Annotated in this window: 22 protein-coding genes; 14 read left to right on the top strand and 8 right to left on the bottom strand. The window is 69.7% G+C overall.

Annotated features, from left to right (window positions below; translation table 11 throughout):
* The first annotated feature begins 14 nt into the window (after positions 1–14).
* The 14 genes from ACWD0A_RS27670 (at position 15) to mihF (ending at position 15,118) form a co-directional block, all read left to right on the top strand.
* Entirely contained in the window at positions 15–587 is a 573-nt protein-coding gene (locus ACWD0A_RS27670) for a hypothetical protein (RefSeq protein WP_451302396.1), read from the top strand.
* Complete coding sequence (locus tag ACWD0A_RS27665; RefSeq protein WP_451302394.1) at positions 584–832, top strand: hypothetical protein; 249 nt, start codon at positions 584–586, stop codon at positions 830–832. Before ACWD0A_RS27670 ends, ACWD0A_RS27665 begins: the two co-directional genes overlap by 4 nt.
* Positions 819–1,678, top strand: a protein-coding gene (locus ACWD0A_RS27660) for an IS5 family transposase (protein ID WP_451302414.1) whose coding sequence is annotated in 2 segments (ribosomal slippage) — positions 819–1,164 and positions 1,164–1,678 — 861 coding nt in all. Because the reading frame shifts where the segments join, the coding sequence is not laid out codon by codon here. The genes ACWD0A_RS27665 and ACWD0A_RS27660 overlap by 14 nt, the downstream gene beginning before the upstream one ends.
* Positions 1,675–2,325: a cell division protein FtsK gene (locus ACWD0A_RS27655; protein WP_451302392.1), complete on the top strand. Its 651-nt coding sequence runs from the start codon at positions 1,675–1,677 to the stop codon at positions 2,323–2,325. The genes ACWD0A_RS27660 and ACWD0A_RS27655 overlap by 4 nt, the downstream gene beginning before the upstream one ends.
* Entirely contained in the window at positions 2,322–4,916 is a 2,595-nt protein-coding gene (locus ACWD0A_RS27650; RefSeq protein ID WP_451302390.1) for an ATP-binding protein, read from the top strand. The genes ACWD0A_RS27655 and ACWD0A_RS27650 overlap by 4 nt, the downstream gene beginning before the upstream one ends.
* Positions 4,917–4,946: 30 nt before the next feature.
* The gene (locus ACWD0A_RS27645; protein WP_451302388.1) at positions 4,947–5,498 is read left to right on the top strand and encodes a hypothetical protein; all 552 of its coding nucleotides are present in this window, start codon (positions 4,947–4,949) and stop codon (positions 5,496–5,498) included.
* An 89-nt stretch (positions 5,499–5,587) separates the two neighbouring features.
* Positions 5,588–7,573: a hypothetical protein gene (locus ACWD0A_RS27640; protein ID WP_451302386.1), complete on the top strand. Its 1,986-nt coding sequence runs from the start codon at positions 5,588–5,590 to the stop codon at positions 7,571–7,573.
* A gap of 369 nt (positions 7,574–7,942) precedes the next feature.
* Positions 7,943–8,545 (top strand): hypothetical protein, encoded by a 603-nt coding sequence (locus ACWD0A_RS27635; protein ID WP_451302384.1) that lies wholly within the window; start codon positions 7,943–7,945, stop codon positions 8,543–8,545.
* The gene (locus tag ACWD0A_RS27630; RefSeq protein ID WP_451302382.1) at positions 8,542–9,696 is read left to right on the top strand and encodes a peptidase M23; all 1,155 of its coding nucleotides are present in this window, start codon (positions 8,542–8,544) and stop codon (positions 9,694–9,696) included. Before ACWD0A_RS27635 ends, ACWD0A_RS27630 begins: the two co-directional genes overlap by 4 nt.
* Before the next feature lie 113 nt (positions 9,697–9,809).
* Positions 9,810–11,012 carry an MFS transporter gene (locus ACWD0A_RS27625; protein ID WP_451302380.1) on the top strand — a complete coding sequence of 401 codons (1,203 nt, stop codon included), beginning with the start codon at positions 9,810–9,812 and terminating at the stop codon, positions 11,010–11,012.
* Between the two features lie 211 nt (positions 11,013–11,223).
* Complete coding sequence (locus tag ACWD0A_RS27620) at positions 11,224–12,075, top strand: hypothetical protein (RefSeq protein ID WP_451302378.1); 852 nt, start codon at positions 11,224–11,226, stop codon at positions 12,073–12,075.
* 215 nt (positions 12,076–12,290) lie between these two features.
* Positions 12,291–13,529, top strand: a complete 1,239-nt coding sequence (locus ACWD0A_RS27615) for an ATP-grasp domain-containing protein (RefSeq protein ID WP_451302376.1) — start codon at positions 12,291–12,293, stop codon at positions 13,527–13,529.
* Positions 13,526–14,380: a tryptophan synthase subunit alpha gene (trpA, locus tag ACWD0A_RS27610; RefSeq protein ID WP_451302374.1), complete on the top strand. Its 855-nt coding sequence runs from the start codon at positions 13,526–13,528 to the stop codon at positions 14,378–14,380. Before ACWD0A_RS27615 ends, trpA begins: the two co-directional genes overlap by 4 nt.
* Positions 14,381–14,803: 423 nt before the next feature.
* The gene (mihF, locus tag ACWD0A_RS27605) at positions 14,804–15,118 is read left to right on the top strand and encodes an integration host factor, actinobacterial type (protein ID WP_451302372.1); all 315 of its coding nucleotides are present in this window, start codon (positions 14,804–14,806) and stop codon (positions 15,116–15,118) included.
* A 145-nt stretch (positions 15,119–15,263) separates the two neighbouring features.
* Here mihF and ACWD0A_RS27600 read toward each other — a convergent pair whose 3' ends face one another.
* From ACWD0A_RS27600 to ACWD0A_RS27565, 8 genes are all read right to left on the bottom strand, one after another.
* Positions 15,264–16,259 (bottom strand): ATP-dependent DNA ligase, encoded by a 996-nt coding sequence (locus ACWD0A_RS27600; RefSeq protein ID WP_451302370.1) that lies wholly within the window; start codon positions 16,257–16,259, stop codon positions 15,264–15,266.
* A 281-nt stretch (positions 16,260–16,540) separates the two neighbouring features.
* The gene (locus ACWD0A_RS27595; RefSeq protein ID WP_451302368.1) at positions 16,541–17,275 is read right to left on the bottom strand and encodes a DUF6884 domain-containing protein; all 735 of its coding nucleotides are present in this window, start codon (positions 17,273–17,275) and stop codon (positions 16,541–16,543) included.
* Entirely contained in the window at positions 17,275–17,532 is a 258-nt protein-coding gene (locus tag ACWD0A_RS27590) for a hypothetical protein (RefSeq protein ID WP_451302367.1), read from the bottom strand. Before ACWD0A_RS27590 ends, ACWD0A_RS27595 begins: the two co-directional genes overlap by 1 nt.
* A 112-nt stretch (positions 17,533–17,644) precedes the next feature.
* Positions 17,645–18,643, bottom strand: a complete 999-nt coding sequence (locus ACWD0A_RS27585; RefSeq protein ID WP_451302365.1) for a hypothetical protein — start codon at positions 18,641–18,643, stop codon at positions 17,645–17,647.
* 86 nt (positions 18,644–18,729) lie between these two features.
* Positions 18,730–19,035, bottom strand: coding sequence for a hypothetical protein (locus ACWD0A_RS27580; protein WP_451302363.1), 306 nt, complete (start codon positions 19,033–19,035; stop codon positions 18,730–18,732).
* Positions 19,036–19,306: 271 nt separating this feature from the next.
* Positions 19,307–19,798 carry a hypothetical protein gene (locus tag ACWD0A_RS27575; RefSeq protein WP_451302361.1) on the bottom strand — a complete coding sequence of 164 codons (492 nt, stop codon included), beginning with the start codon at positions 19,796–19,798 and terminating at the stop codon, positions 19,307–19,309.
* A 456-nt stretch (positions 19,799–20,254) separates the two neighbouring features.
* Positions 20,255–21,199 (bottom strand): AAA family ATPase, encoded by a 945-nt coding sequence (locus ACWD0A_RS27570; protein WP_451302359.1) that lies wholly within the window; start codon positions 21,197–21,199, stop codon positions 20,255–20,257.
* Positions 21,200–21,330: 131 nt separating this feature from the next.
* The gene (locus tag ACWD0A_RS27565; RefSeq protein WP_356625287.1) at positions 21,331–21,891 is read right to left on the bottom strand and encodes a hypothetical protein; all 561 of its coding nucleotides are present in this window, start codon (positions 21,889–21,891) and stop codon (positions 21,331–21,333) included.
* Positions 21,892–21,906 lie beyond the last annotated feature (15 nt).

Genomic DNA, 21,906 nt, shown 5'->3' with positions numbered 1-21,906 from the left:
CCGGCGGGTCGACGATGCGCGAATCCCGCACCTACACACGCCACTGGGATCTGGAGACCCGGCAGCACGAGCTGCTCGGGATCGACCTGGGCGAAGGCATCCCCCGCACCACCCTTCGCTACGGGCTCCTCTTCTTCGGCACGTGGTGGACCGGATGGCTGGTGCTGTTCGGCTTCCCCGCCCAGCCGGTCGTCCCCTTCTTCCTCCTGCCGCCGATCTGGCTGACGTACGCCGGCGCGAAGCGGTCCCTCACCTACTGGCGGCGCACGAACCTCTTGGTGTGGGGGGTGCACGCGCAGTACCTCCTGCGCGGTGTCCAGCCGGTGATCGGTCGCGGCCGGATCCCCGCGCCGCGGCTCGGGCTTCGCCTTCGGGCGCGGCGGCTGGGCGAGCGGATGCCGCACCTGCCGCAGGTTCCGGGCGCCGGAGCGCTGTTCGCGGCGAAGGGCCCGGATGCGGCCCACTCGACCGGCGCGCCTGTCCGTATCCGGCCGCGGGTGCGGCTGTACGGGCCGGACGCGGTGGCCAAGTCCCGTCGGCGGCTGCGTCGCACGCGCCGAGCAACCCCCGACCTGGAGACGTCATGACCGCCCAGACCACCATGCCCATCGAAGCGCTGCGCAGCGCGGTGCACCTGTCCGACGAACCCACCATCCGGGCGCTGCAGCACGGCGACCGGATCCTGCTCGGCCTGGCCGACGGCGACGACCCTGTCTTCCTGCCCGCTGAGCCCGCCCACGTCCTGGTCGCCACGGGCGGGGCTGGGGGAACTAGGGTCCGTCTTCAAAGATCATCGGATGGTGGATCATGGTGGGGTGATACGCCGTCATGAACTCACCGATCAGGAGTGGGAGTTGCTGGCTCCGCTGATACCGCGTGCTGCAACGGGCCGACCGCGTGTATCGGACCGGCAGGTCATCAACGGGATGGTCTACAAGATCCGGACCGGGATCTCCTGGCGTGACCTGCCGGAACGCTACGGGCCGTGGAAGACGGTCTACACCCGCTTCCGCCGCTACGCGCTGGACGGCGTGTTCACCCGGGCTCTCCAGCAGATCCAAGCTCACGCCGACGCGGCCGGCGACATCGACTGGCTGGTGCAGATCGACTCCACGATCGTCCGCGCCCACCAGCACGCCGCCGCCACCGGCCGAAAAGGGGGACCCACCGGCCGGACGAACCGGACGATCACGCCCTCGGCCGATCCCGAGGAGGACTGACCACCAAAGTCCACCTCGCCTGCGACGGCCGTGGCCGGCCCCTCGCGATCCTGCTGACACCCGGCCAACGCCACGACAGCATCTGCGCACGCCCCCTGCTGGAACGCATCCGCGTCCCACGCACCGGTCAGGGCCGCCCACGCTGCAGGCCCGACCAGGTCATCGCCGACAAGGCCTACAGCTCCCGAGGCTTCCGCGCCTACCTGCGCCGACGCGGCATCGCGCACACCATCCCGGAGAAGACCGACCAGCGAAGGCACCGGCACAACCGAGGCCGGCGCGGAGGCCGTCCACCGGCATTCGACCGGCAGATCTACCGTCGGCGCAACATCGTTGAGCGCTGCTTCAACCGGCTCAAAGGCTTCCGCGGAATCGCCACCAGATACGACAAGACCGCCACTTCGTACGAAGCAGCGGTCAGTCTCGCGTCATTCCTGCTCTGGGCAAGATCCGTTTGAAGACGGACCCTACTACGGTTCTGCGCTCGATCGCCGCGCAGGCCCTGCACCACGGCGCGCACGTGGACTTCCTCGATCTCGACCGTCGCCGCCCCTCTCACCGGTGGGCCACCTCCCTTCCGGGGGCCCTCGTCCACTCCCGTGTCGAGGACGTCGAGAAGTTCCTCGTCGGCATGCTCGACCGGCTGCGCAGTGAACACGGCGAGGTGGCCGACGACTGGAGCCAGCGCCGGATCATCGTCATCGAGCATGGTGAGCGGCTGCTGGACGCGCTGCGCCACCACTTCGGGCAGACCAACGCGGACACGCAGCTCGACGAGGCCCCCGCCGTCGAAGCGCTGAGCATCCTGCTGGAAGTCGGCCACCACAGCGGGATTCAGATCGTCGCCGGGAACACCCGCGGCCTGCCGCCGTACCTCGGCACCCACGCCCGCGACGGGTTCCCCGTCCGCGTTCTGGCGTACGCCGGCGACACGATGTGGACCCGGATCGCTCCTGAGGTCTGGCCCGTGCCGCCCTACTCCGTCATCCCCGGCCGCATGCACGCCGTCCACGAGGGCTCCGCCCGGCGCATGCAGGCCCTGTACCTGAGCGAGTCCCAGGCCCGCGCCTGGGCGCGTCGCTCCGTTCCGAAGGAGTACCGATGAGCACCGCGAAGACGACGAAGAAGGGTGCATCGCGCCTGGGCAGGATGCTGGGCCTGGGCGCCGAACGGTTCATGCCCGTACCGCAGCTGGTCGCGTTGGCCGACGGCCTCGTCGTCACGACCACGAGCGCGGAGGCCTGGTTCGTGCTCTCTTCCGCGAACACCGACCTGATGCCCGAGGAGTCCCAGGACGTCGAGCAGGACGCGGCCGCGCTGGCGCTCAGCAAGATCCTGCCCGGCTACGACTGCCACCTGAAGGTCGTGTGGTCGCAGCTGGACGGCGAGATGTACCGCACCGAAGCGCACGAGATGTTCACCGCAGGCGACATCGAGGCCTTCGCCTCAATGTGGGCCGCGCGTCTGGACGGCCTCGACCTGCCGCAGCGCCACCTCCTGCTCGGCGTGAGGATCGGTGAACGGTCGACCGCCGCGAACGCCACAGTGAAGAACACCGCCGCATCCGCACTCGGCCTGCGCCACACCGGCCTGCCCGAAGGTGAACTCGCTCAACTGGATGCCGCAGCCCGCAGGCTGGAGCGCCGGCTCGAGGCGACTCCGTGGCGTGCGCGGATCGCACCGGTCGAACTCCTCGCCTGGGCCGTCTCCCGCGAGTCCTACCGGCCTCAGCCGGCGCCGCCCGCTCTGCCGACGGTCACCGGCGCGTCGCTGGTGCGGCTGACCCAGTCCCGCGCCGTGCCGCACTCCGACCACGTCCAGCTCCTCGACGCCCGCGGCGCAACCGCGGCGTGGGTGGCCATGCTCGCGATGCCGTCGTTCCCCGAGCAGCTGTACACGCCGGGCGAGCAGGAGTGGCTGCGTTGCCTGTCGGAGATCCGCTACACCCACGCGTCGGGCGACGAGCTCCTGGTCTGCCCGGAAGCGAGCGTGCGGTTCTCGGTGTGGCGCAAGGGCGCTGCGATCAAGGCGGTCGACAAAGTGCGGCAGTCGGCAAAGGAGCAGCGGCGCAGCGCAGCCGAGGGATCGGCGGGCGAGACCCTCGCCGAGACCGAGGAGACCGAGGCCACGATGGAGGCGCTGCGGCAGCGGATGTCGCGCGACAGCATGACTCTCCTCGAGGACCACCCGCGGCTCCTGGTCGCCTCCACCGATTCGCTCGAGGACCTGCAGGCCCGCTGCGACGCGGTGATCTCACACTTCGCCGGATTGTCGATCGACGTCATCGTCGCCGCGGACGAGCAGCGGGAGATGTGGCTGGAGAGCCAGCTCGGAGACATGCTGCGCGTCGCCGACCTCGGGCACATCCGCGAGACCGACGCGCTGGCCGCGTCCATGTTCTGGGGCGGCAGCGAGGCCGGTGACGACGAGGGACCGATCGCGGGGCTGCTGACCGGAACCACACCCGGGGTGTGCCGCTTCGACATCACCGCAGGCAGTGCTCGCGGTGATGCCACGACCACGGCCTTCCTGGGCCGGTCCGGCCGGGGCAAGACGACGTCGATGATGCTCGCCACCCTCACGGCCGCAATGCGCGGCGCGTTCGCGTTGATGCTCGGCTTCAAGGGCGACGAGGGCGGCCTGGTGAAGGCCGGCGAGTACCTCGGGCTGAACGCGCACCACGTCACCTGCGGTACCAACACCCCAGGTGTGGCAGACCTGTTCCGGATGCTGCCGCGTGGCGAGGCGGCGCTGCAGGTGGTCTCTCAGATGCTGATCATGCTGCCGGAGCGCATGCGCGGCCAGGGTGTCGAGACCCACCTGCTGCGCGCGGCCAACGAGGTCGCCGAGCACCACGATCCCGCGTCGTGGCGAGTGCTCGACGTGCTCAAGGACAGTGCCAACGAACTCGCCCATGACGCGGGCCAAGCACTGACGGAGGTCGCGCGGACTCAACTCGGGGCGCCGGTGATGGGCAAACCGAGCGAGGGAGCTTCGCCGCTTCGGCCGGAGCCGGGCCTGTGGTTGGTGCAGGTTCCGGGCCTGACCATGCCGCAGGCCGGCACGCGGCCGGCCGACATGACGATGAACGAGCGCGTCTCGCTCGCGCTGATGCGCGGGTTGATCGCTTACGCGCTCAATACCTCCTCGCGGGCCGACCTGCGGAACCTGCCCAAGGTCATCTCGGTGCCCGAGGTGCACGTGCTGACCGGGACCGACGACGGGAAACGGTTCCTGGACCTGGTCGCCCGCATGGGCCGGGCACTGGACACGAGCCTGGCCATCGACAGTCAAGACCCGCACTCACTCCTCGGGCTGGACGGCGTCCTGGAGGCCATCACCACGGTCTTCGGATTCGAGCAGTCCACCAAGGTCCAGCAGGACGCGCTCGCCGAACTCTTGCGCCTGCCCGTCGGGGAAGCGAGCCGTGCCCTGATCCACGGCATCGGCAAGACCGCCCGCGGCGTCATCCGGCACGGTCACTGCATCGTCCGCGACCGGTCCGACCGGGTGGCGACGATGCAGTGGGACGCGCCCAGCGCCGAGCTCCTGCGTGCCCTGTCGACGAACCCGAAGGACCAGGCGGAAGACACCGAAGCGAAGCAACGCAGCGACGCTGAGGTCGAGTTGGAGCCGCAGGACGAGGGGCCGGATGCAGGCGCCGATTTCGTCAAGGCAGGATCGGAGGCTGCGTGATCACCCGTAACCACCGATCAAGGAGCTCGCATGAACCCGCGTATCCGCTGCGTCACCGCTGCCGTGCTGGCCGGTTTGGCCACAGCCGCCCTCGCCTCGTGCTCGTCGTCGAACTCGCCGTCCGACAAGTCGGCCGCCGGGCCGAGCACTACCGAACTGGTGACGAAGTCCGCCCACGACTACATGCATGCCTGGATGGCGGTCGAGCCGTCGAACGCCAGCGCGATGTGCAAGCTGCAGACGAAGGCCGCCCGCCCGAACTTCGACAAGGACGGCGGCACGCTGCAGGGCTGCATCGCCGAGCGCGAGACCATCAGCGCCGGCAGTTCGACCGACCCGTCCCGCGGTGCGCTGGACATCACCATCAGTCACGTGCAGGACGTCCCGGCCTCCGCGACGCATCCGGCCGGCAAGGGCGCCCTGGCCACCATGAAGCGGCCCGACGAGGACCAATTCCGCTACGCACTACGTCTCGTGAAGGAGGGTGACACGTGGCTCATCGAGCAGACGACCGACGTCGGCGAGCGATACGCGCAGACCGCCGACCCCGTCGCACCGGTTCTGGCACAACAGACGGACTGATCCGCCGGGCCCGACGGCGGATCAATGCCTGGCGTGCCCCGCGGCCGCGGACCCTGCTCCTGTGGTTCGTCGGAATCGTCACCACCTACATGGTCACCGCGCCGGCCGCGGCCGCCGACGACGGCAACAAGTACGAGCCGAGCGGCGTCGGCGACATGATGCCGTCGCCGATCAAGCCGCCGAACGGTCAAGGCACGCTCTTCGAGATGTACGGGCCCACCGCCTACCAGCTCGACAAGCAGCTGTCGTCCGACCTCACCGGCGGCGACCTCCTCGACCAGACCATGCACGGTGTGGCGTCGCTGCTGATGGACGCCCTGATCATGGTCGGCCGGGCGGCGGTCACGATCACCCAGTGGTGCTTCAACGTCGTCAGCCTGCCCGAGGTCGAGCCCGCCATCTCGCGCGCGATCGGCGCGGCCGCCACACCCATGGCGACGATGTTCCTGCCCACCGCCCTGGCGGTCGGAATGTTCATCGCCTGGGCACGCCGGTCGGACCAGAGCATGCTCGGCCAACTCGCCTGGGTCGCAGCCTCAGCCGCCATCGCCTCGACCTTCTTCACCTCGCCGCAGACCTGGGTCAACGGCGTCGACGAAGCACGCAAGGCAGGCGCGGGCATCGCCATGACGACGATCGACGGAGGCCTCTCAGGCTCCTCCAAGGACGCGATGCCGTTCCCCACACCCGAGCCCGCGATGACCGGCATCCAGAAGGACGACACCCTCCGCAAGGCCTCGGACGCCGTATGGCGCACCTACGTCGCCACACCGTGGTGCATCGCAGACCTCGGATCGATCGAAGCATGCAAGCGGTGGGGACCCGAACTCCTCAAGCGCGGCAACGACATGAAGGACCGCGAGAACTACCTGATCGACGCCATGAACACGGACACCGTCGGACACGAGGCGGTCCAGTGGCGCCAGGGCCACACCCCATCCGGCCGCATCGGCGTCCTCCTCGCCGCACTGATCACCGCGGTCATCTTCGCCGCCCTCGTGATCGTCCTCGCGGCCACCACCCTCGCCAGCCTGCTCGGTGCGCTGATGCTCCTGGTGTGTGGCGTGGTGTTCGCCTGCCTGTGGTGCATTCCAGGCCGACCGCGTCAGTGGGGGGTGTCCTGGTTCGAGACGCTCATCGGACTGACCGTCGTCAGCTTCACGTCGACGATGCTGCTGGGCAGCGTCATGATCGTCAACCTTGCCCTCGTCAGCCTGCTGGACGTGTACGGCTGGCTGATCGTCTCCATGCTGAACATCGCCACCGCGGCCATGGCAGGCAAGCTCAAGGGCAAACTCGACGGCATCGTGTCCGCCGGCGGCGCGCAGCTCGCCGGGCGTGGCGTCCTCAGCACCGTCGGCACCATGGCCTCCCGCTACCGCCTCGCCAGGCGGCTGGGCTCCAACGGCTCCTCCAACCGAGGCGGCGGCCGCGGCCTGGTCGGCATGATGCGACGCGGCGGCCGACTCATGGGAGGCCTCGCCGGAATGGGCGGCGCTCTGCGGGGACGCGGCGGGCGAAGCGAGGACTGGACAACCCAGGCCCCGCCCACGGCAGGCGGCAGCGGAGGTGCCAGCCAGAACATCCGCGTCCCCAACGCCCGGACCTACCCGCCTCCGCCCGGCTACCAGCAGGCGCCGGCCGGCTCGTACGGCAACCACGCAGCCACACGGCCCGGGCTGCCCGGCGGTCCAGGAGGACCCAGCAGCCGCGGCCCCAGCAGCCCGCCTGGCGGCGGGCCCGGCCCCGGCAGTCCTGCCCGGCCGCCCGTCGACCCCACGGCGGCACGCTCCGCCAAGGCAGACCTGGCCCGCCAACGCGCGGCCGCCAGTGGCGCGCGCAACGGATATCCGGTCCGCCCGGGCGCTCCCGACCCGTCCGGGATTCCGCACCACCCGCGCCAGAACGGGCCCAGGGTCGTCCGCGGCCAGGTCGTGGACCCGCCGAATCCCGTCGGGGCTCGGTTCAGGACCTATCCGCCGGCCCCGCCGCAGCGCTCCTCCACGACCAGGCCGCCCGCGCCACGGTCCGTGAGCCGCAGGGAGCTCCCGCCGGGTCGAGGGCCCGCTTCATAACCCGGGCTACGACCGGACTTTCCTGACACCCCCTCCCTTTCCTGTGAGACCCCCGCGGTCCGGCCGTCGGCAGACGGCCGGACCGCCCCGGGGCCATCTCGCCATGCCGCCATGCGCACTTACGGAGCCGACATGACCACTCCCGAGCATCCCCAGCCTTCACCTGACACCCGCGAGGTCCCGTCGACGAAGCGTGCCCGCCACGGCGATGCGCGTTCCGCCGCCCAGTGGCGACAGCTCCTACGCGACGACCCTCCGCCCGAGCACCTCGAGGAGTTGCCCTACTTTCGGCGCCGTCGTGCCCGGAAGGCCTGGCGCTCCGCTCGGCGTGAGGCACGCACCCAGTGGGTCAGGACCGAACGCCGGAACGTGCCGACTCCCGTCACCGTGCCGATCGTCGCTCTCGTCGTCGCGGGCCTGGTGGCCGGCGCGGCATGGCTGTGGCCGGACCAGGAGCACAACGGCGGACGCACCGACGCGGCCTCCGCCCCCACGGCCCCGGCCGCGCCGACCCTGAGCAGCACAGCCGAGCCGACGCCCTCGGCAAGCGCGACTGTCGCAGTCCCCGCCACGCCGGACGAGATCGCCCATTCCTTCGTCACCGCATACACCACACGAAAGCCAGCGCAGGACGGCACGCACGCAGCATCCGTCCAGCGCGCCTCACCGTTCGCCTCCACTGCCCTGGTCGACAACCTGCGTCGGCATGACGACCTCGACTTCAACCAGCTCGTCGCCGCGCAAGCCACCTCGGCCACACCGTCGCAGGTGACGATCGGCCGGCCACCGGCTGCAGACCGGCCCGCCCCCGACACGTCGATCCGGATCTACCGGCAGGCCACAGTACGCATCGACGTCGAAGGAACCGACGACTACAGCTACACCCGGCAGTTGACCCTCGAGGTGTCACGCGCCGACGTCGGCCAGCCGTGGATGGTCACGCGAGTCCTCGGCGTCGAGGAGACGCCGTGAGCCAGGACGTCGCACAGGTCGCCCTGCAGGCCGCCGGCGTTGCCAAGAAGGGGCTGATGCTCAAGGTCGGCGTCGCCGCCGGCGTTCTCTTCCTCGCCGGGCTGCTGCTGATGGGGATGCTCATGCCGATGCCCGCCGCCACCGCCTCCTCGTGCGAGGACACCGGTGCCGGCACGGGCGCCGTCGCACCCGACAGCGGCAGCCCGCCCGCCACGGGCAGCCTCCGTAAGCAGCAACGGGCGCACGCCAAGACGATCGACACCGTCGCCGAGCGACTTCGCCTGCCCGGGAAAGCAACCCTGATCGCCTTGATGACCGCCATGCAGGAATCGACTCTGCAGAACCTCGACCACGGCGACCGGGACTCGGTCGGCCTCTTCCAGCAGCGGCCCTCCCAGAAGTGGGGAACACGCGCCCAGATCATGAACCCGGAGTTCGCAGCCACCTCCTTCTTCCAGGGCCGCGGCGGCAACAAGGGCTTGGTCGACATCAAGAACTGGCAGACCCGGCCCCCCGGCGACGTCGCCCAGGACGTGCAGAACAGCGACCACCCCGAGCTGTACGCCGGCCACGAGAGCGCCATGCGCACCCTGGCCAGGGAAGCCGGCATCGACCTCGGCCGTGCAGGATCGGGTGCCGGCGGCAGCACCCCAGCAGCCGACGCCGCCGGCGATGCCCCCAGCACCTGCGAGGACGCCAAGCCCCCCACGGGCGGAGGCGGAACATTCACCGACGGCACCGCGACGTGGGAGCTGAACAACCCCCGCACCGTGGAGCAGGCCATCATCTGGGCGCGAGCGAACGCAGGCGTCAACTCCACGAGCCTGTGGTACCAGCGCTGCCTTGCCTACACCGCGATCGTCTACGGCTGGAACTTCAGCGGCGTCGACTACGCCATCGACCACTACACGGTCGTACCCGCGGACATGCGCCACGACGGCGACCGCAACCCCCCGCCTGGCGCGCTCATGTATTGGGACACCGGCCGCCGGGCCGGGCACATCGCCGTCTACCTCGGCAACGGGCAAGTGGCCTCGAACGACATCCTGCGGCCCAACTACATCGACATCGTCGACGCCGGCCTCTTCGAGTCGAAATGGGGAGCGAAGTACATCGGCTGGACGCCGCCCTACTTTCCCCGTGCCGGGTGACCAACCCCGCGCGCCCGCGAGATCGCGGCGCACGCAGAGCCGATCCGCCGCGCAGCGCCGCTCCCATCGCGAGAGGACCCCGAATCTCCATGACTACGCCCACCACTTCACGTGTGACCACGCCGACCGTTGGACCTGTCACCTACGGTGCCGTCCTCCGCCACCCGTACGTCCTGCGGCTCCTCGCCGGCACGCTCGTCGGCCGGCTCCCCAACACCATGGCGCCCATCGCCATCCTGCTCCACATCACCGCGGGCGGCGGCACCCTCGCCTTCGGCGGCCTCCTTGGCGCGCTGTACGTTCTGGCGTCCGCTCTTTCGCAGCCGGTCAAAGGCCGTCTGCTCGCCCGCTACGGACAGACCCGTATCTCGGGCGCCGCCGTCGTCATCAATGCGAGCGGTCTGCTGGCGCTGGCCGTCGGACACTCGGCGCCGGCCACGTTCGCCACGACATGCGTCCTGGTTGCCGGGGCCTGCACTCCACCGCTCGAGGCCGGCCTGCGTGCCCTGTGGGCCACGGTGATCGCGCGGCCGGCGGAACGCAGGGCAGCACTCGCCCTCGACACCGGGACCCAAGGGTTCCTCCACATTGCTGGCCCCATGCTGGTCGCTGCCATCGCCAGCGTCTGGGGCTCCGCATGCGCCCTGACCGCCACCGCCGCTCTTGGTCTTGCGGGCGCCGCGGTCGTTCTCACCTCCGCACCGTCACTTGCCTGGCGAGCCAGGACCGGCAACAGCAGCGAACCATGCAGCCCCTTGCGTCACCGAGGTCTTCGCGTTCTCTTTCTCACCCTCGCCGCGACAGGATTCGCGGTCGGAGCCTTGCAGGTCTGGGCTGTCACTCTCGCCGACGACCACGACATGGACCTGCTGTCCGGCCTCATGCCGGCCGTCTTCTCCACCGGGTCGTTCATCGGCGCGTACGTCTTCGGCCGCCGCACCTGGGCGGCCAGCACCGCGTCACAACTGGCATTGTTCACCGTCGGCTTCGCGGTCTGCTGGATCCCTGTATTCGCGACAACCGGCCCGGCGGCCGCGACCGCACTGACCGCCTGGCCCGGCGCCTTCTTCCCGCTCGTAGTCGCATCCGCCTTTCTGCTGGCAGAGCAACTCGCGCCCCAAATGGTCACCACCGCCTACGCCTGGCTGATCCTCTCTCTCGGAGTCGGCTCCGCCGCAGGGACTGCCCTCGCCGGCACACTCGCCCACCACCCCCTGGGTGGACCCGTGCTGCCTCTCGCCGGAGCAGCCGCTGCCCTGAGCGTTGTCCTTGCCGCCCGCGACCGCCTGACCCGACACGCTCCCGAATCTCCATGAACGGGAGCGGCCTCAGAACTGGTGCTAATTAGGGCAAATTTAGAGGTGCTTGCCGGATGTCGGGTGTCGCGTGCCGGGCACGGAGAGGCCCCCTGCGCTGCAGAAATCTATCCACAGGCACTTCGGCACAGGATGGATCACGGCCTGCGGCCTCGCGGTCGCAGCGAAGGCCCCTGCCGCTATTCATCCCACTGGAGAGGCGACCCCTTTCATGCGCAGAACCCGATCCCGCCTGCTGCGGCGCGTCGCGGCCTCCGTCGCACTGACGGCGGCCGCGGGCTTGTTCGCCGCGCCGAGTGCCTCTGCCGCAGACCTTGCAGCAGACGCGAAGTCGACCGCGACAACTCCCGACGCGCCCCAGCGCGCGGAACAGCCGGCCGTCGTGGAGGAGGCCCCAAACCCCATCGACACCATTGCCGACCTCATCGACCCCGGCGAGGACCCTCCGTCGACCGACCCGGGCGAAGGCACGGACCCGACCCCCGATCCTGACCCGACCGATCCTGGTGACGGCACGGACCCGACACCGGACCCCGACCCCACCAACCCGGGCGACGGGACCGATCCGACGCCGGACCCGGACCCGACCGATCCCACGCCGGACCCCGACCCCACGGACCCCGACCCCACGGACCCCGGCACCGATCCCACGCCGGACCCGGACCCGACCGAGCCGACGCCGGACCCGGACCCGACCGAGCCGACACCAGACCCCGACCCCACGGACCCCGGCACCGATCCCACGCCGGACCCGGACCCGACCGACCCGACGCCGGACCCGGCTCCCACGCCGGCTCCCGGAGACGGAGCGCCGAGCACCGGACCGGACAACGACACCCAGGCCCCGAACAACGAGCCCTCGGGCGAGGGTGACCCGGATGGCGCACCGACCGACATCGCGCAGCCGGTCGCTGACGACGCCCTGGCATCGACCGGTTCTGCAGGCACCACCGAGCTCGGTCTCGCCACAGGAGTCCTGCTCGCCACAGGCATCGCGGCCGTCGGCGCGGGCGTAGCGCAGCGCAGGCGCACGACTTCGGAAGCCAGCAGCAGCCAGTCCTGATCACCGCTCGTACCCGAGGCGTGGGGCCCACGCGCGCCCCACGCCTCCCGGGCTCGGCCAGCCCCCGCGCGGTCGGCACGCCGTTCAGTCCCGCTCACCGTCGATGGCCTGGCTCCCCGAGCGGGCGCCAGCGGACCTCATCGCCGTGCGCTACTCGCCCTGAACATCAGCGTGGCCGCTGCCCTCGACCCCACACCCATGAGGAAGAGTCGCCCATGTCCCACCCCATGCTGCTCGTCGTCGGATCGTCTCCCGAGCTGATGCGCCGCTACATGCTCGAGGCAGCCGCTTCCGACCACCCAGTGCTCCTCCTGGACCGGCAGGAACCGACGTGGCAGAAGCCCTACATCGTCGACCATGAGATCGCCGACCTGCACCAGTTCACCGCTGTATGCGCCTCGGCCGAGCGGCTGGCCCGGCGCTGGGACCTCGCCGGCATCGTCACCTTCGACGAGTACCTCCTCACCACGAGTGCACGGCTCGCCGAGTACCTGTCCCTCCCAGGGAACACATCGACGGCTGTCGCGGCAGCACGGGACAAGGCCACGAGCCGTCAGCTGTTCGCTTCCGCAGACGTGCCGTCCGCGGCCTTCACCTGGGTGCACAGCATGGAAGCCGCGGCTGCGGCCGCCGAGCGGATCGGCGACTATCCCGTGGTCCTCAAACCCGTCTCCCACGCCGGCAGCATGGGCGTGGTCCGCGTCGACGCGATTACCGACCTTCCCGCGTGCTGGGCCATCGCGTGTGAGAGCGCGGAGCACCAAGGGCCGGAGGGCCAGGGCGTGCTGCTCGAGGAGTACCTCGAGGGCCCCGAAATATCGGTGGAGACCGTGACGGAGCGCGGCGGCACCACGGCGGTAGCCGTCACCCATAAGTCCCTCGGCTTTGCCCCGTACTTCATGGAGACGGGGCACGTCGTCACCGCGTGCGACCCGCTCCTCAAAAGCGTGGCGCCGACCGCAGCTGCAGCACTCCGCGCCATCGGCATCACGCACGGAGTCAGTCACGTGGAGATGAAGCTCACGAAGAGTGGTCCCCGGCTCATCGAAGTCAACGCACGCCTCGGCGGTGACCGCATCGGCGAGCTCGTGCGCTACGCCACTGGCATCGACCTCGCGAAGGCTGCCGCAGACCTTGCTCTCGGGCGCACACCAGACCTGCAGCCGACCGTGGAGCGCTCCGCCGGCATCGGGATGGTCTACCCGCCTGGCTCCGGCATCGTGACGGGGCTGTCCCTGCGAGACGGCGACGACCGCCGCCTCGAGCAGTTCCACTGGCTGTGCGACATCGGCGACGAAGTCAGCCTGACCCCCTCTCCGCACACTCCCAACAGCATCCGCGCCGGCTTCGCCATCGCGACCGGAAAGACCGCCGACGACGTCCGCCGGCGCCTCGACGACGTCCTCTCACGGGCCCTGGTCGAAGTGCGGACGACCATGGCCCGGGCCGCATGATGCCCGCAGCCCGGCTGACACCGACACTCCCGTACGGCGGACGCCGGCTCACTCCCGCAGCCGCCTGGCTCACCGAACGCCTCAACGGGCCCCGCCCGCAGCTCGGTGTATTCCTGCCTGCCGGCTTCCCTGATGCCCGCTCCGACGTGATCGCGCTGCGCCTGTTCGCTGCCCACGGCGCTGGCATCCTCGAGGTCGGCATCCCCCACACCGCCCCCGTCTACGACGGGGCGCTGATCACAGCTGCCTACCAGGCAGCACTGGGCCACGGCACGGGAGTGGTCGAAGCGCTGGAAACCGTCCACCGGGCCGCGGTCACGACGACGGCCTCCGTCGTCGTGATGACCTACTGGGCTCCTGTCCGCGCCTACGGAGTAGACCGATTCGCCGACGACCTTGCCGCCGCCGGGGCAGCCGGCGCCATGATTGTGGACCTGCCGGACAAGCACGCCGACTCCTGGGTGGCAGCCGCCCGCGTCGCCGGCATCCACACTCCCCACTTCGTCCGACGCGACGCCACCAACGCTGAACTGTGTCAGGTCGCCGCCCGGGCATCCGGCTGGCTGTACGCTCCAGCGGCGGACGCACGTACCGGCTACACCGGGGCCCTGAACATCATCGAGCTGCAAACCTTCACCCACAGGCTGCGCAGCGTCGCCGCCACGACGCCGGTCGTAACCGGCATCGGGATCTCAACGCCGACAAAGGCCGCCACGGTGCAAGGGCTCGTGGACGGAGTGGTGGTGGGGACTCCGATCGTGCGGCCCCTACTCCAACTCGGCGCGTCCGCCGGCCTACGTGCCGCTGCGCAGAACGTCGCCGCGTTCGCCGATTCGCTGCACGCCGACTGAGCTGTCGCGCGCCACGCCTCATCTCGAACGCTTGTGCGGCACAATGTCGTTGGCGCCGCAGGTTTCGCTCGCACTTCTTCCCTGGCAGACAGTTGAGCCGCATGCCAGCCCGTCACCCAGCGCAACTCATGACACCAGGAGCACCATTGACCCCCACACCGACCCCACGCACGGGTGAGCCGATTCCGCATCGCCGGCAGCCTCCAGTTGCCCCCCTGCCCGACTTCCGGCACGTCTTCGTCGAACCCGTCTTCAGCGACCCGGGCGCGGCAGAGGTCGTTGACGAGGAGTGTCAGGAAGAACACCGGGCAGCCGACCGCCAGCGGTGACGCGTTGCCCCCATGCGGTTCGCCTGACTGTTCAACCTGCCACGGCAAGACGAACCTGGCCGTGATCCGATCAGATGAAGAAAGGTCTCCTCTCATGGCACTCCCCACCTTGACGCCGGAACAGCGCTCGGAAGCGCTGCAGAAGGCAGTCGCAGTCCGCAAGGAGCGCGCGGCAGTCCTCGAGGACCTGAAGAGCCAGAAGCGCTCCCTTCACGACGTGCTGGAGGGAGACTCGGGGGTCATCGGCAAGACCAAGGTCCGCCGCCTCCTTGAAGCGCTTCCGGGCGTGGGCAAGGCCCGCGCCGGCCAGATCATGGAGGAACTGCAGATCGCGGACGGACGGCGCGTCCAGGGCCTGGGCACCCGACAGCGGCAGCAGTTGCTGGAGAAGTTCCCCACGCCCGCCTGACAAGGTCTCCGTACGACAGCGGTGCGGTACTCGCTGCGAGGACGGAAGCCGCAGATGGCAGCGGCTTCCGTCCTCTTTGCACAGGCCCACGCCTTCTACCGGCGACGCCGGTGCCGGCTCCGGTCGGCGGGACAAGGCTGGACCCCTACCGCAGGCCGCCGCTCGTGTCGCCGAAGCGCGGCACCTCGCTCACCTGCATGTCGGTGCGGATCCGAAGAACCCGCACCAGGTGCCGCCACCGGCCGCCCGAGTCGATGGCTGTGTCCCCGCTGAACTCGGCCACCAGTACGGGCTCTACCAGCGTCGTGTCCAGCGGCTCCGCCCGGCCCCAGGCCGCGGAGAACACCGCCCCCGTCCAAGGGTGGTCCCCGACAGCGGGCGTCAGCCGGTCGGCAAGGGTCTGCCGGACATCCGCGGATACGGGCGTGCTGCGCCCGATGTATCGAAGGCGGTCGACGTCGTCGAAGCGGCCGAGGAGAACGCTGGAGGGCCGGAGAAGCGTCCCGGTGATGGCGCCCACAACACCCTCGCTGGTGCTGCGCGAGCGTACCTTCAGCCACCCCCGCTGTCCCGCACGGTAGGGCTGGCCCAGCGGCTTGGCGACCACGCCCTCGATCCCGGCGACCGCCCACCGTGTCATCCATTCACCGGCCTGGGCACGGTCGAGGGTTATCGGGCACAGCGTCCAAGGCGGACCCAACTCGAGCTCGCTGAACATCGCCTCCAGACGGCGACGGCGCTGCTGGTACGGAAACGTGGTGAGATCGCGACCGAAGGCCAGCAGGTCGAAAACCACGAAGTGAGCAGGCGCCTCGGCGATCTCGCGTGCCACGGTTCCAGCCCCGCGGTTCATGCGGCGTTGCAGCCGGTCGAACGCCAGCTTGCCTTCGCGGAAGACGACCAGCTCGCCATCGAGAATGACGTCCTGGTCCTTGGGCAGGTCTCTGTCGGCTGCCGCCGCAATGTCGGCGAACGACCGTGTCAGGTCGGTGCCGTTGCGCGACAGCAACCGTGTCTGCGTGCCGGCCGCCCGAACCGCCAGGCAGCGGAAGCCGTCCCACTTCGCCTCGAACCCGTAGGCGCCCTCGGGAAGCGACTCCACAGCCCGAGCGAGCATGACCTCCGGCACCTTGAGCACCATCCCGCTGTTCTACACCGAAGGCGGCCGCGACAAGCGGAGGCGTCGCTTCTTCCAGTGAGGAGGTGAGTCGGCCAGCGAGCGCGAACCAGCCCCCGGGCGGAAGATCAGCGCGACGCTATCGGGTGTCCGGCACGCTCGAGGTTTCCCCTTCGGCCTGATGTGAGGGGACACCGATTTCCGCCGCTGCCCAGCAACTGCTCTGGAGACCGTTGGCGCCTGCAGACCCAGGCGCACCCCGACGGCTGATCCGTGCGCCGCCCTCGGTGCAGTGCGGCGTGCTGTCAGCTCTTCGTTGATGTCCGGTGCTGCGCGTGCAATTCGGCGGCCTGCTTCCACCAGGTCTCCCGCACCGCAGTTTCCTTGCTGGCTTGTCTGCACAGTCCGCGGTGAGCGCCCATTCCCCCGGTCAGCGGGGTGTGCAGGTGCGGCACGGCAGGGCGCAGGAGGGCGGCGTACTCGGTGCCCCCGAGGAAGATGACGTGTGCGTCGTCGAGGCCGAGCTCAGCGGTGTGGTTCGCCATCTTCTCGGCGGTCACGGCCTTCGGGTCGCCGATGGTGACGTCGTAGGGGTGCAGCGGGCGGGTGAGCTCGACGAGACCGTGTCGCGCTGAGGCGATGCGGATCAGGGACTGATCTGTGAGGGCGTCAGCTGCTCGTCGCAGGGATGCGTGGTACTGACCCGTGTAGAGGTCGCCGGCCGGCCAACCCTGGCGCTGCCCCTCAGGGACGGGCCGTTTCCGCGATCCGCACGCGATGATCACGATCCGGCGGGGGCTGATATCAACGTTGCCGCGCAACCGGGCGTACTCCCGCCCGGCAGGGGTCAGGAACAGGGACCGGCCGGTGGTTTCGTAGGACACCGGACCCTGGTCCCAGGGCCTCGGGCGGATGTCGGCGTATCCGGCTTCGTACACGGCACGCAGCGTGGGGCCGCGGAACCACGGCTGCCCGCTCCAGTAGACGTCGTGGTCGTCCCTGCCCGGGACGCGCTGGTCGGGGCGGCGGGCGGCGGTCATCACAGCCTCGTGCTGCTTGCCCGGCAACTTGCGGGGTATGAGGTGCGCCAGTGCGGGGCCGGCGCGTGCTCGTGGTCCCGGCGCCACTCGTGCAAGGCTTGCCATCCGGCCTCCGTGATGCGGTGCACGCCGCTTCCATCGGGCGCCGGAGCGACGAGTTTGTCGGCGCGGAGGCGGGCCATTGCGGCGGCGTGGCCGGTGACGATGCCGTCGGTGTTGCTGTCGAGGATGCGCGCGCAGGTCGGGCTGAGGGTCACTGCAGAGTGTTCCTTGCGGGAGGTCGGGCCGGAAGGGGGAAGATCGGGCGGTTGTTCCTTGGGCGCGGGGCGGAGCCGGTGCGTGCCGTCTCCGCCCCGCGGACGGAAAGGGTCAGACGGCTGCGGGCTGCGCAGGACTCCGGTCACAGGGCGGTGCGGCGGCCGGGCGCTGAAGCGCTCCGTCTACGGGCCTGCTCGGCGAAGTGGCGGGATGTCCGTACCACCCGCTGGCCCGGGGCGGGAAGGGCTGGAGGCGTCGGGCGTTGCGGATCGAGGACGGCGGGCTTGCTGCAGTGTCCCGCCCGACCGGGGCCTCCACAGGAGCTGCGGTGCGGGCAATCGTCGGGTGCGGGACGGTGATCTGTTCAACGGGAGCCTGGTCGGCGGGCCCTGAGAGTTCCAGCAGCTCGTCTACCGTGTCCGGGACCCGCGGCGTCGATGTGGTCTGCGGGTCCTCGACGACGGACAGGTCGACGCGAAGCATGCGCTGCAGCTCCGCCTGGACCTCATGGTCGGCGACTTCCCAGGCGTTGACGCCGCCAGCCTCCGCCCAGACTTCTGCCGCGACCGCGCCTGCCTGCTCCCACAGTGGACGGGACGGGTCCCGGTGGCCAGCGTCGGCCGCGCCTTGAGCAAGGAACCCGGTCAGAGCGGTCAGGGTCGTGCTGCGAAAGTCCTTCGCGCGGATGCGCAGGGTCGTCGGGTCTTCGTACTCGAGGTGCCCCGACAGCTGGGCGAGCAGGGAGCGACGCCAGCTGCCGAAGGCGCGGGCAGCGCGGGTTGCCAGCCGCTCGAGGGCGGTCAGCACCCTGCGCAGCGATGCAAGGTAGCGGGCCAGGGAGCGCGGCTTGCCGTGCACCTTCAACCGGCGGTGGTCGAGGCTGCCGTGGCGTTCACCATTGCCCCACTGCTCCTCGTACACGCTCCAGCGCGGGTTGAGCTTGTAGGGCGTCTGGGCTTCGACGTCGTGAATGCGGGCGAGTTCCCAGGCGATGCTCTGGTGCTGTTCGGCGCGCTGGCGACTGGATGCCGGGAACGTCAGCTCGACGTCGAAGCGGCCCGGGCTGTACTCGTACGGCCGGGGGATCTCGACGTAGGGACGATGGGTCATGCGTGTCCTTCGTGCGTGTCGTGGTCGGGTCTCGGAGCGGAGCGGAGCAGGCCGGCGGGCCTCTGGGCAGGTCCGGCCGACAGCGGTTATGCGGCACGGGTGCTCACCTCTGCCGGGACTTGAGGGAGATAGGCGGCGAAGTGGGCCTCGAGGGTGGGGCGGATGCGCAGCCGACGGCTCACGCGTGCTTCCCGTGCGCGGAGCCGGTCGAGTTCCTGGTTCACTGCGGCGCGACTGGCGGCGGCCTTCTGCTTGCCCGCCGCGATACGCAGCGCTGTCAGATCGGGCCGGCCAAGAAGGTAGGGGCGAGCTCCCGCAAGACTGCTCCACAGTGCTGTGCGGTAGGACCGGGGGCACGCACCGAGGCCGGTGCTGTGCGTACGTCGCTGCACCCGCCGTGGCTCCAACCACCCGTTATCTGGCAGTCGTTGATGTGATCGCCTCGCCGGATGACGTGTCGGGGCAAAGATGAAGGTGCCCCGTTTGCGCCGGGCGCGCACGGCGTAGCGGGTCTGGCCGTGTTCGAGAACGCGGGTGGCCACGGAGAGGGACGGGCGCCCGGGCAGGTTAAGGGGCAGCGTGAGCTGTGCATCCTGGTCGCTGATCGTGATCCTCCTCGGCACGGCTGGGCAGTGCGGTGCTTGGACCGGGCGGCGGAGTGGGTCAGCGGGGCAACATGATGCGCAGGGCTTCGAGGTAGCTGGGTTCTACGGCGAGCGCGATCTCATCGAGCGTCTCTTCGATCTCGGTGCCGCCGAGGGCTGTCTGGTGGATCGTCGTGGTGCCGCCCCGATGGAGAACCAGTTCCGTCAGCGACCACGGCGAGGTGTCGGACTCGCTCACCCAGGGGAAGGTGACGGCATCGGGCAGCGGCTCGAGCGCCTCGCGGCGAAGGTGCTCGGCGATCTGCTCGCGCAACTGCTCCCAGAGCTCGTCAGGGGCGACGTAAAGGCCAGGCTGGTCGTCCGACAGCGGCTTTCCCTGACGGTCCCAGCCGCAATTGCCGCACAGGCCCTTTTCGCGGAGGTTGTGCTGGCTGCACGCGGGGTTGCGGCACTTCCACATCAGGCCGGCCGAAACGGCAGCGTCGCGAATGACGCTCCGGCCGGCGGTGTCGGAGTGTTCGAGGAGCGAGGCGAGTTCGCTGGTGGGCACACGGGTCCTGTCTGCTCGGGTTGGGGTGAGTTGCGGGCATCAGCCCAACGTCTCTTAGGACACTACAGGCCGGGTGCGCAAAGGGCAAGTCTTAAGAGTCGTGAGATATTGAACTGCTATGGCTGGCAGCGCAGATGGCGGCGCTGCATCGTGGCTGGCAGAGGGCGCTTAGACCTGGGCTTTCTCCTGCGCGGCGCGCATAGCACTGTCTCTGCGCAGCGGATCAGCAGGTGTGCCACGCAGGTCGGGGAAGCGTGGCAGAGGTCCGAGGCGACGGGCTCGTTGCCGTGCCCACAGGCCCGGCAGTTGGCCGTCGGTGCGCTCGCGCTTTCCGCGTGACGCTTGGGGCCGGGCGGAGGCACGCCAGGCCGTGCGGTGATGTGCGGGCAGGGGCGTCACCGCGGGTGTCGGGTGACGCGCTCGGATGCGGCGGCACCCGACAAACGAGGGACGCCCTCAGTTGTCGCGGCGAAGTTCGTTGCCGCGCTTGGTGATGTGGGCTCCGAGCGTAGTGCCGGAGCCGTCGGGAAGCAGCAGGGGATGGCCTTCTGCCTGGCGCAGGCGCACACGGTTCATGAGGTCGGCGAGATCGTCGAATGACATTCCCGGCTGCAGGGCCTCGAGCGCCAGGTCGGAAGGGGGCTGGAGGGGTTCACCCTGTTCCAGCCAGGCCTTGATGCGGGCGGCGAATCGTGCGCCCGGCTTCTGCTCGATGCAACCGGACAGGTCATCGGTCGGGGGCTTGACGACGACGAGGGTGTGCGAGTGGTCCATCGTGGCCACGATGTCCCAGTCGTACTCCATGCCGTCCCTGCCGACCGGGGCGAGGCCGACGATTCTGCGGGTGATCCGGCCGGTGTCGTCGGGCTCGGCGAGATACTCCAGCTTGTCGCGGACCGTGACCACAACGTGGCCGGGATAGCCGAGGAGGGCGTCGAGCATGTGCCGCTCGATGGGGCGCACTTCCCTCCAACCGCTCCAGCTGCCCGACGCCCCGCGCTTGGCTGCACGGTCGACCTGTTCGAGGACGCCGCCGGGACCGCTCCAGAAGTGGCTGAGTGTGGCGATCACGACGGTGTCGTAGCCCTGGTCGGCGCAGTGGGCGAGTGCGGTGATCAGCGTGCTCGGCGAGCAGTAGGCCAGGGGCGGGCACGCGTCGAAAGGGAAGACGTCGGCGTAAGCCTTCGCTTTGCCTCGCTGGGTATCGATGACGGCGACGCGGTTGCCGATCGACGTTGCCAGGGCGAGTGCGGTGTAGGTGGTTCCGGCGCCGGGCGCTCCGTCGAGCATGATCCGGGCGTACCGCTGGTGTCGGACCGCCGCGGTGAAGAGGAAGCGCTCGTCGCGACTGGCGTGCGAGGCAGACGTGTCCGGCTGCGGATGCGTGATGGTATCCGTCAAGGTTCCTCCGGGAACCAGTCGGGTGCTCGGGCGGGCCCCAGCACCGGCACGGCAGTCGAGCCGCGCATAGGTGCCGAGACCATCGCCTCATGACTCTTAAAACTATACCATCATTCGCTTGTTTCCGCAGCTCAGAACCGCTCCGTCTTGTTGTGCTCCTTGAGAATTCGATTGGCGGTCGGAACCCACCAGAAGCTGCGTCCGATCTCGTCGGTCCCGTCAGGCTCGGTGAACCGCTCACGGCTGAGGGCGACCTCGATCGACTCGTTGCGGATGCCCAGCTTCTGCGCAAGGTGATTGGTGTAGACGCGCTTTTTCCGCGTCGCCGGGTCCACGGTCGGCGCGACCGGCAGCCAGCGCCCTCGCCCCTTGTTGCGGATCTCCTCCACGATGTGGCCGGCAGAATCGAGGTAGCCGAGCGCCTTGCCGAGCGCGAGGACGACTTGCGCCGGGTACATCGGCTTCGAACCCTCGAGAACGTCCGCGCCGAGCGGAACACCCATCGCCTCTGCGACGGCCTGGAGGGCCGGCTTGTTCGTCGGCGCCTTGCCGCCCATCGCGGCCTGCTTCGGCGGCTTGTGCCACTTCTGGGCGGAGCTTCGCGAAGCTAGGCCGAGAGCTCGGCTGATGTCGCTCAGGCTGAGGGGTTCGGTGCGCTTGTTCAGGTCAATCGTCTCGTCGGGACTGGTCACGTCAAACTTCCTGTC

The sequence above is a fragment of the Streptomyces sp. NPDC002867 genome (assembly GCF_053591895.1).
This window is presented reverse-complemented; position numbering and strand designations above follow the sequence as displayed.

Coding starts and splice junctions, on each gene's coding strand:
- ACWD0A_RS27670 (WP_451302396.1), top strand. CDS start 15: ATGCGCGAATCCCGCACCTACACACGCCACTGGGATCTGGAGACCCGG.
- ACWD0A_RS27665 (WP_451302394.1), top strand. CDS start 584: ATGACCGCCCAGACCACCATGCCCATCGAAGCGCTGCGCAGCGCGGTG.
- ACWD0A_RS27650 (WP_451302390.1), top strand. CDS start 2,322: ATGAGCACCGCGAAGACGACGAAGAAGGGTGCATCGCGCCTGGGCAGG.
- ACWD0A_RS27645 (WP_451302388.1), top strand. CDS start 4,947: ATGAACCCGCGTATCCGCTGCGTCACCGCTGCCGTGCTGGCCGGTTTG.
- ACWD0A_RS27640 (WP_451302386.1), top strand. CDS start 5,588: ATGGTCACCGCGCCGGCCGCGGCCGCCGACGACGGCAACAAGTACGAG.
- ACWD0A_RS27620 (WP_451302378.1), top strand. CDS start 11,224: ATGCGCAGAACCCGATCCCGCCTGCTGCGGCGCGTCGCGGCCTCCGTC.
- ACWD0A_RS27615 (WP_451302376.1), top strand. CDS start 12,291: ATGTCCCACCCCATGCTGCTCGTCGTCGGATCGTCTCCCGAGCTGATG.
- trpA (WP_451302374.1), top strand. CDS start 13,526: ATGATGCCCGCAGCCCGGCTGACACCGACACTCCCGTACGGCGGACGC.
- mihF (WP_451302372.1), top strand. CDS start 14,804: ATGGCACTCCCCACCTTGACGCCGGAACAGCGCTCGGAAGCGCTGCAG.
- ACWD0A_RS27600 (WP_451302370.1), bottom strand. CDS start 16,259: ATGGTGCTCAAGGTGCCGGAGGTCATGCTCGCTCGGGCTGTGGAGTCG.
- ACWD0A_RS27595 (WP_451302368.1), bottom strand. CDS start 17,275: ATGACCGCCGCCCGCCGCCCCGACCAGCGCGTCCCGGGCAGGGACGAC.
- ACWD0A_RS27585 (WP_451302365.1), bottom strand. CDS start 18,643: ATGACCCATCGTCCCTACGTCGAGATCCCCCGGCCGTACGAGTACAGC.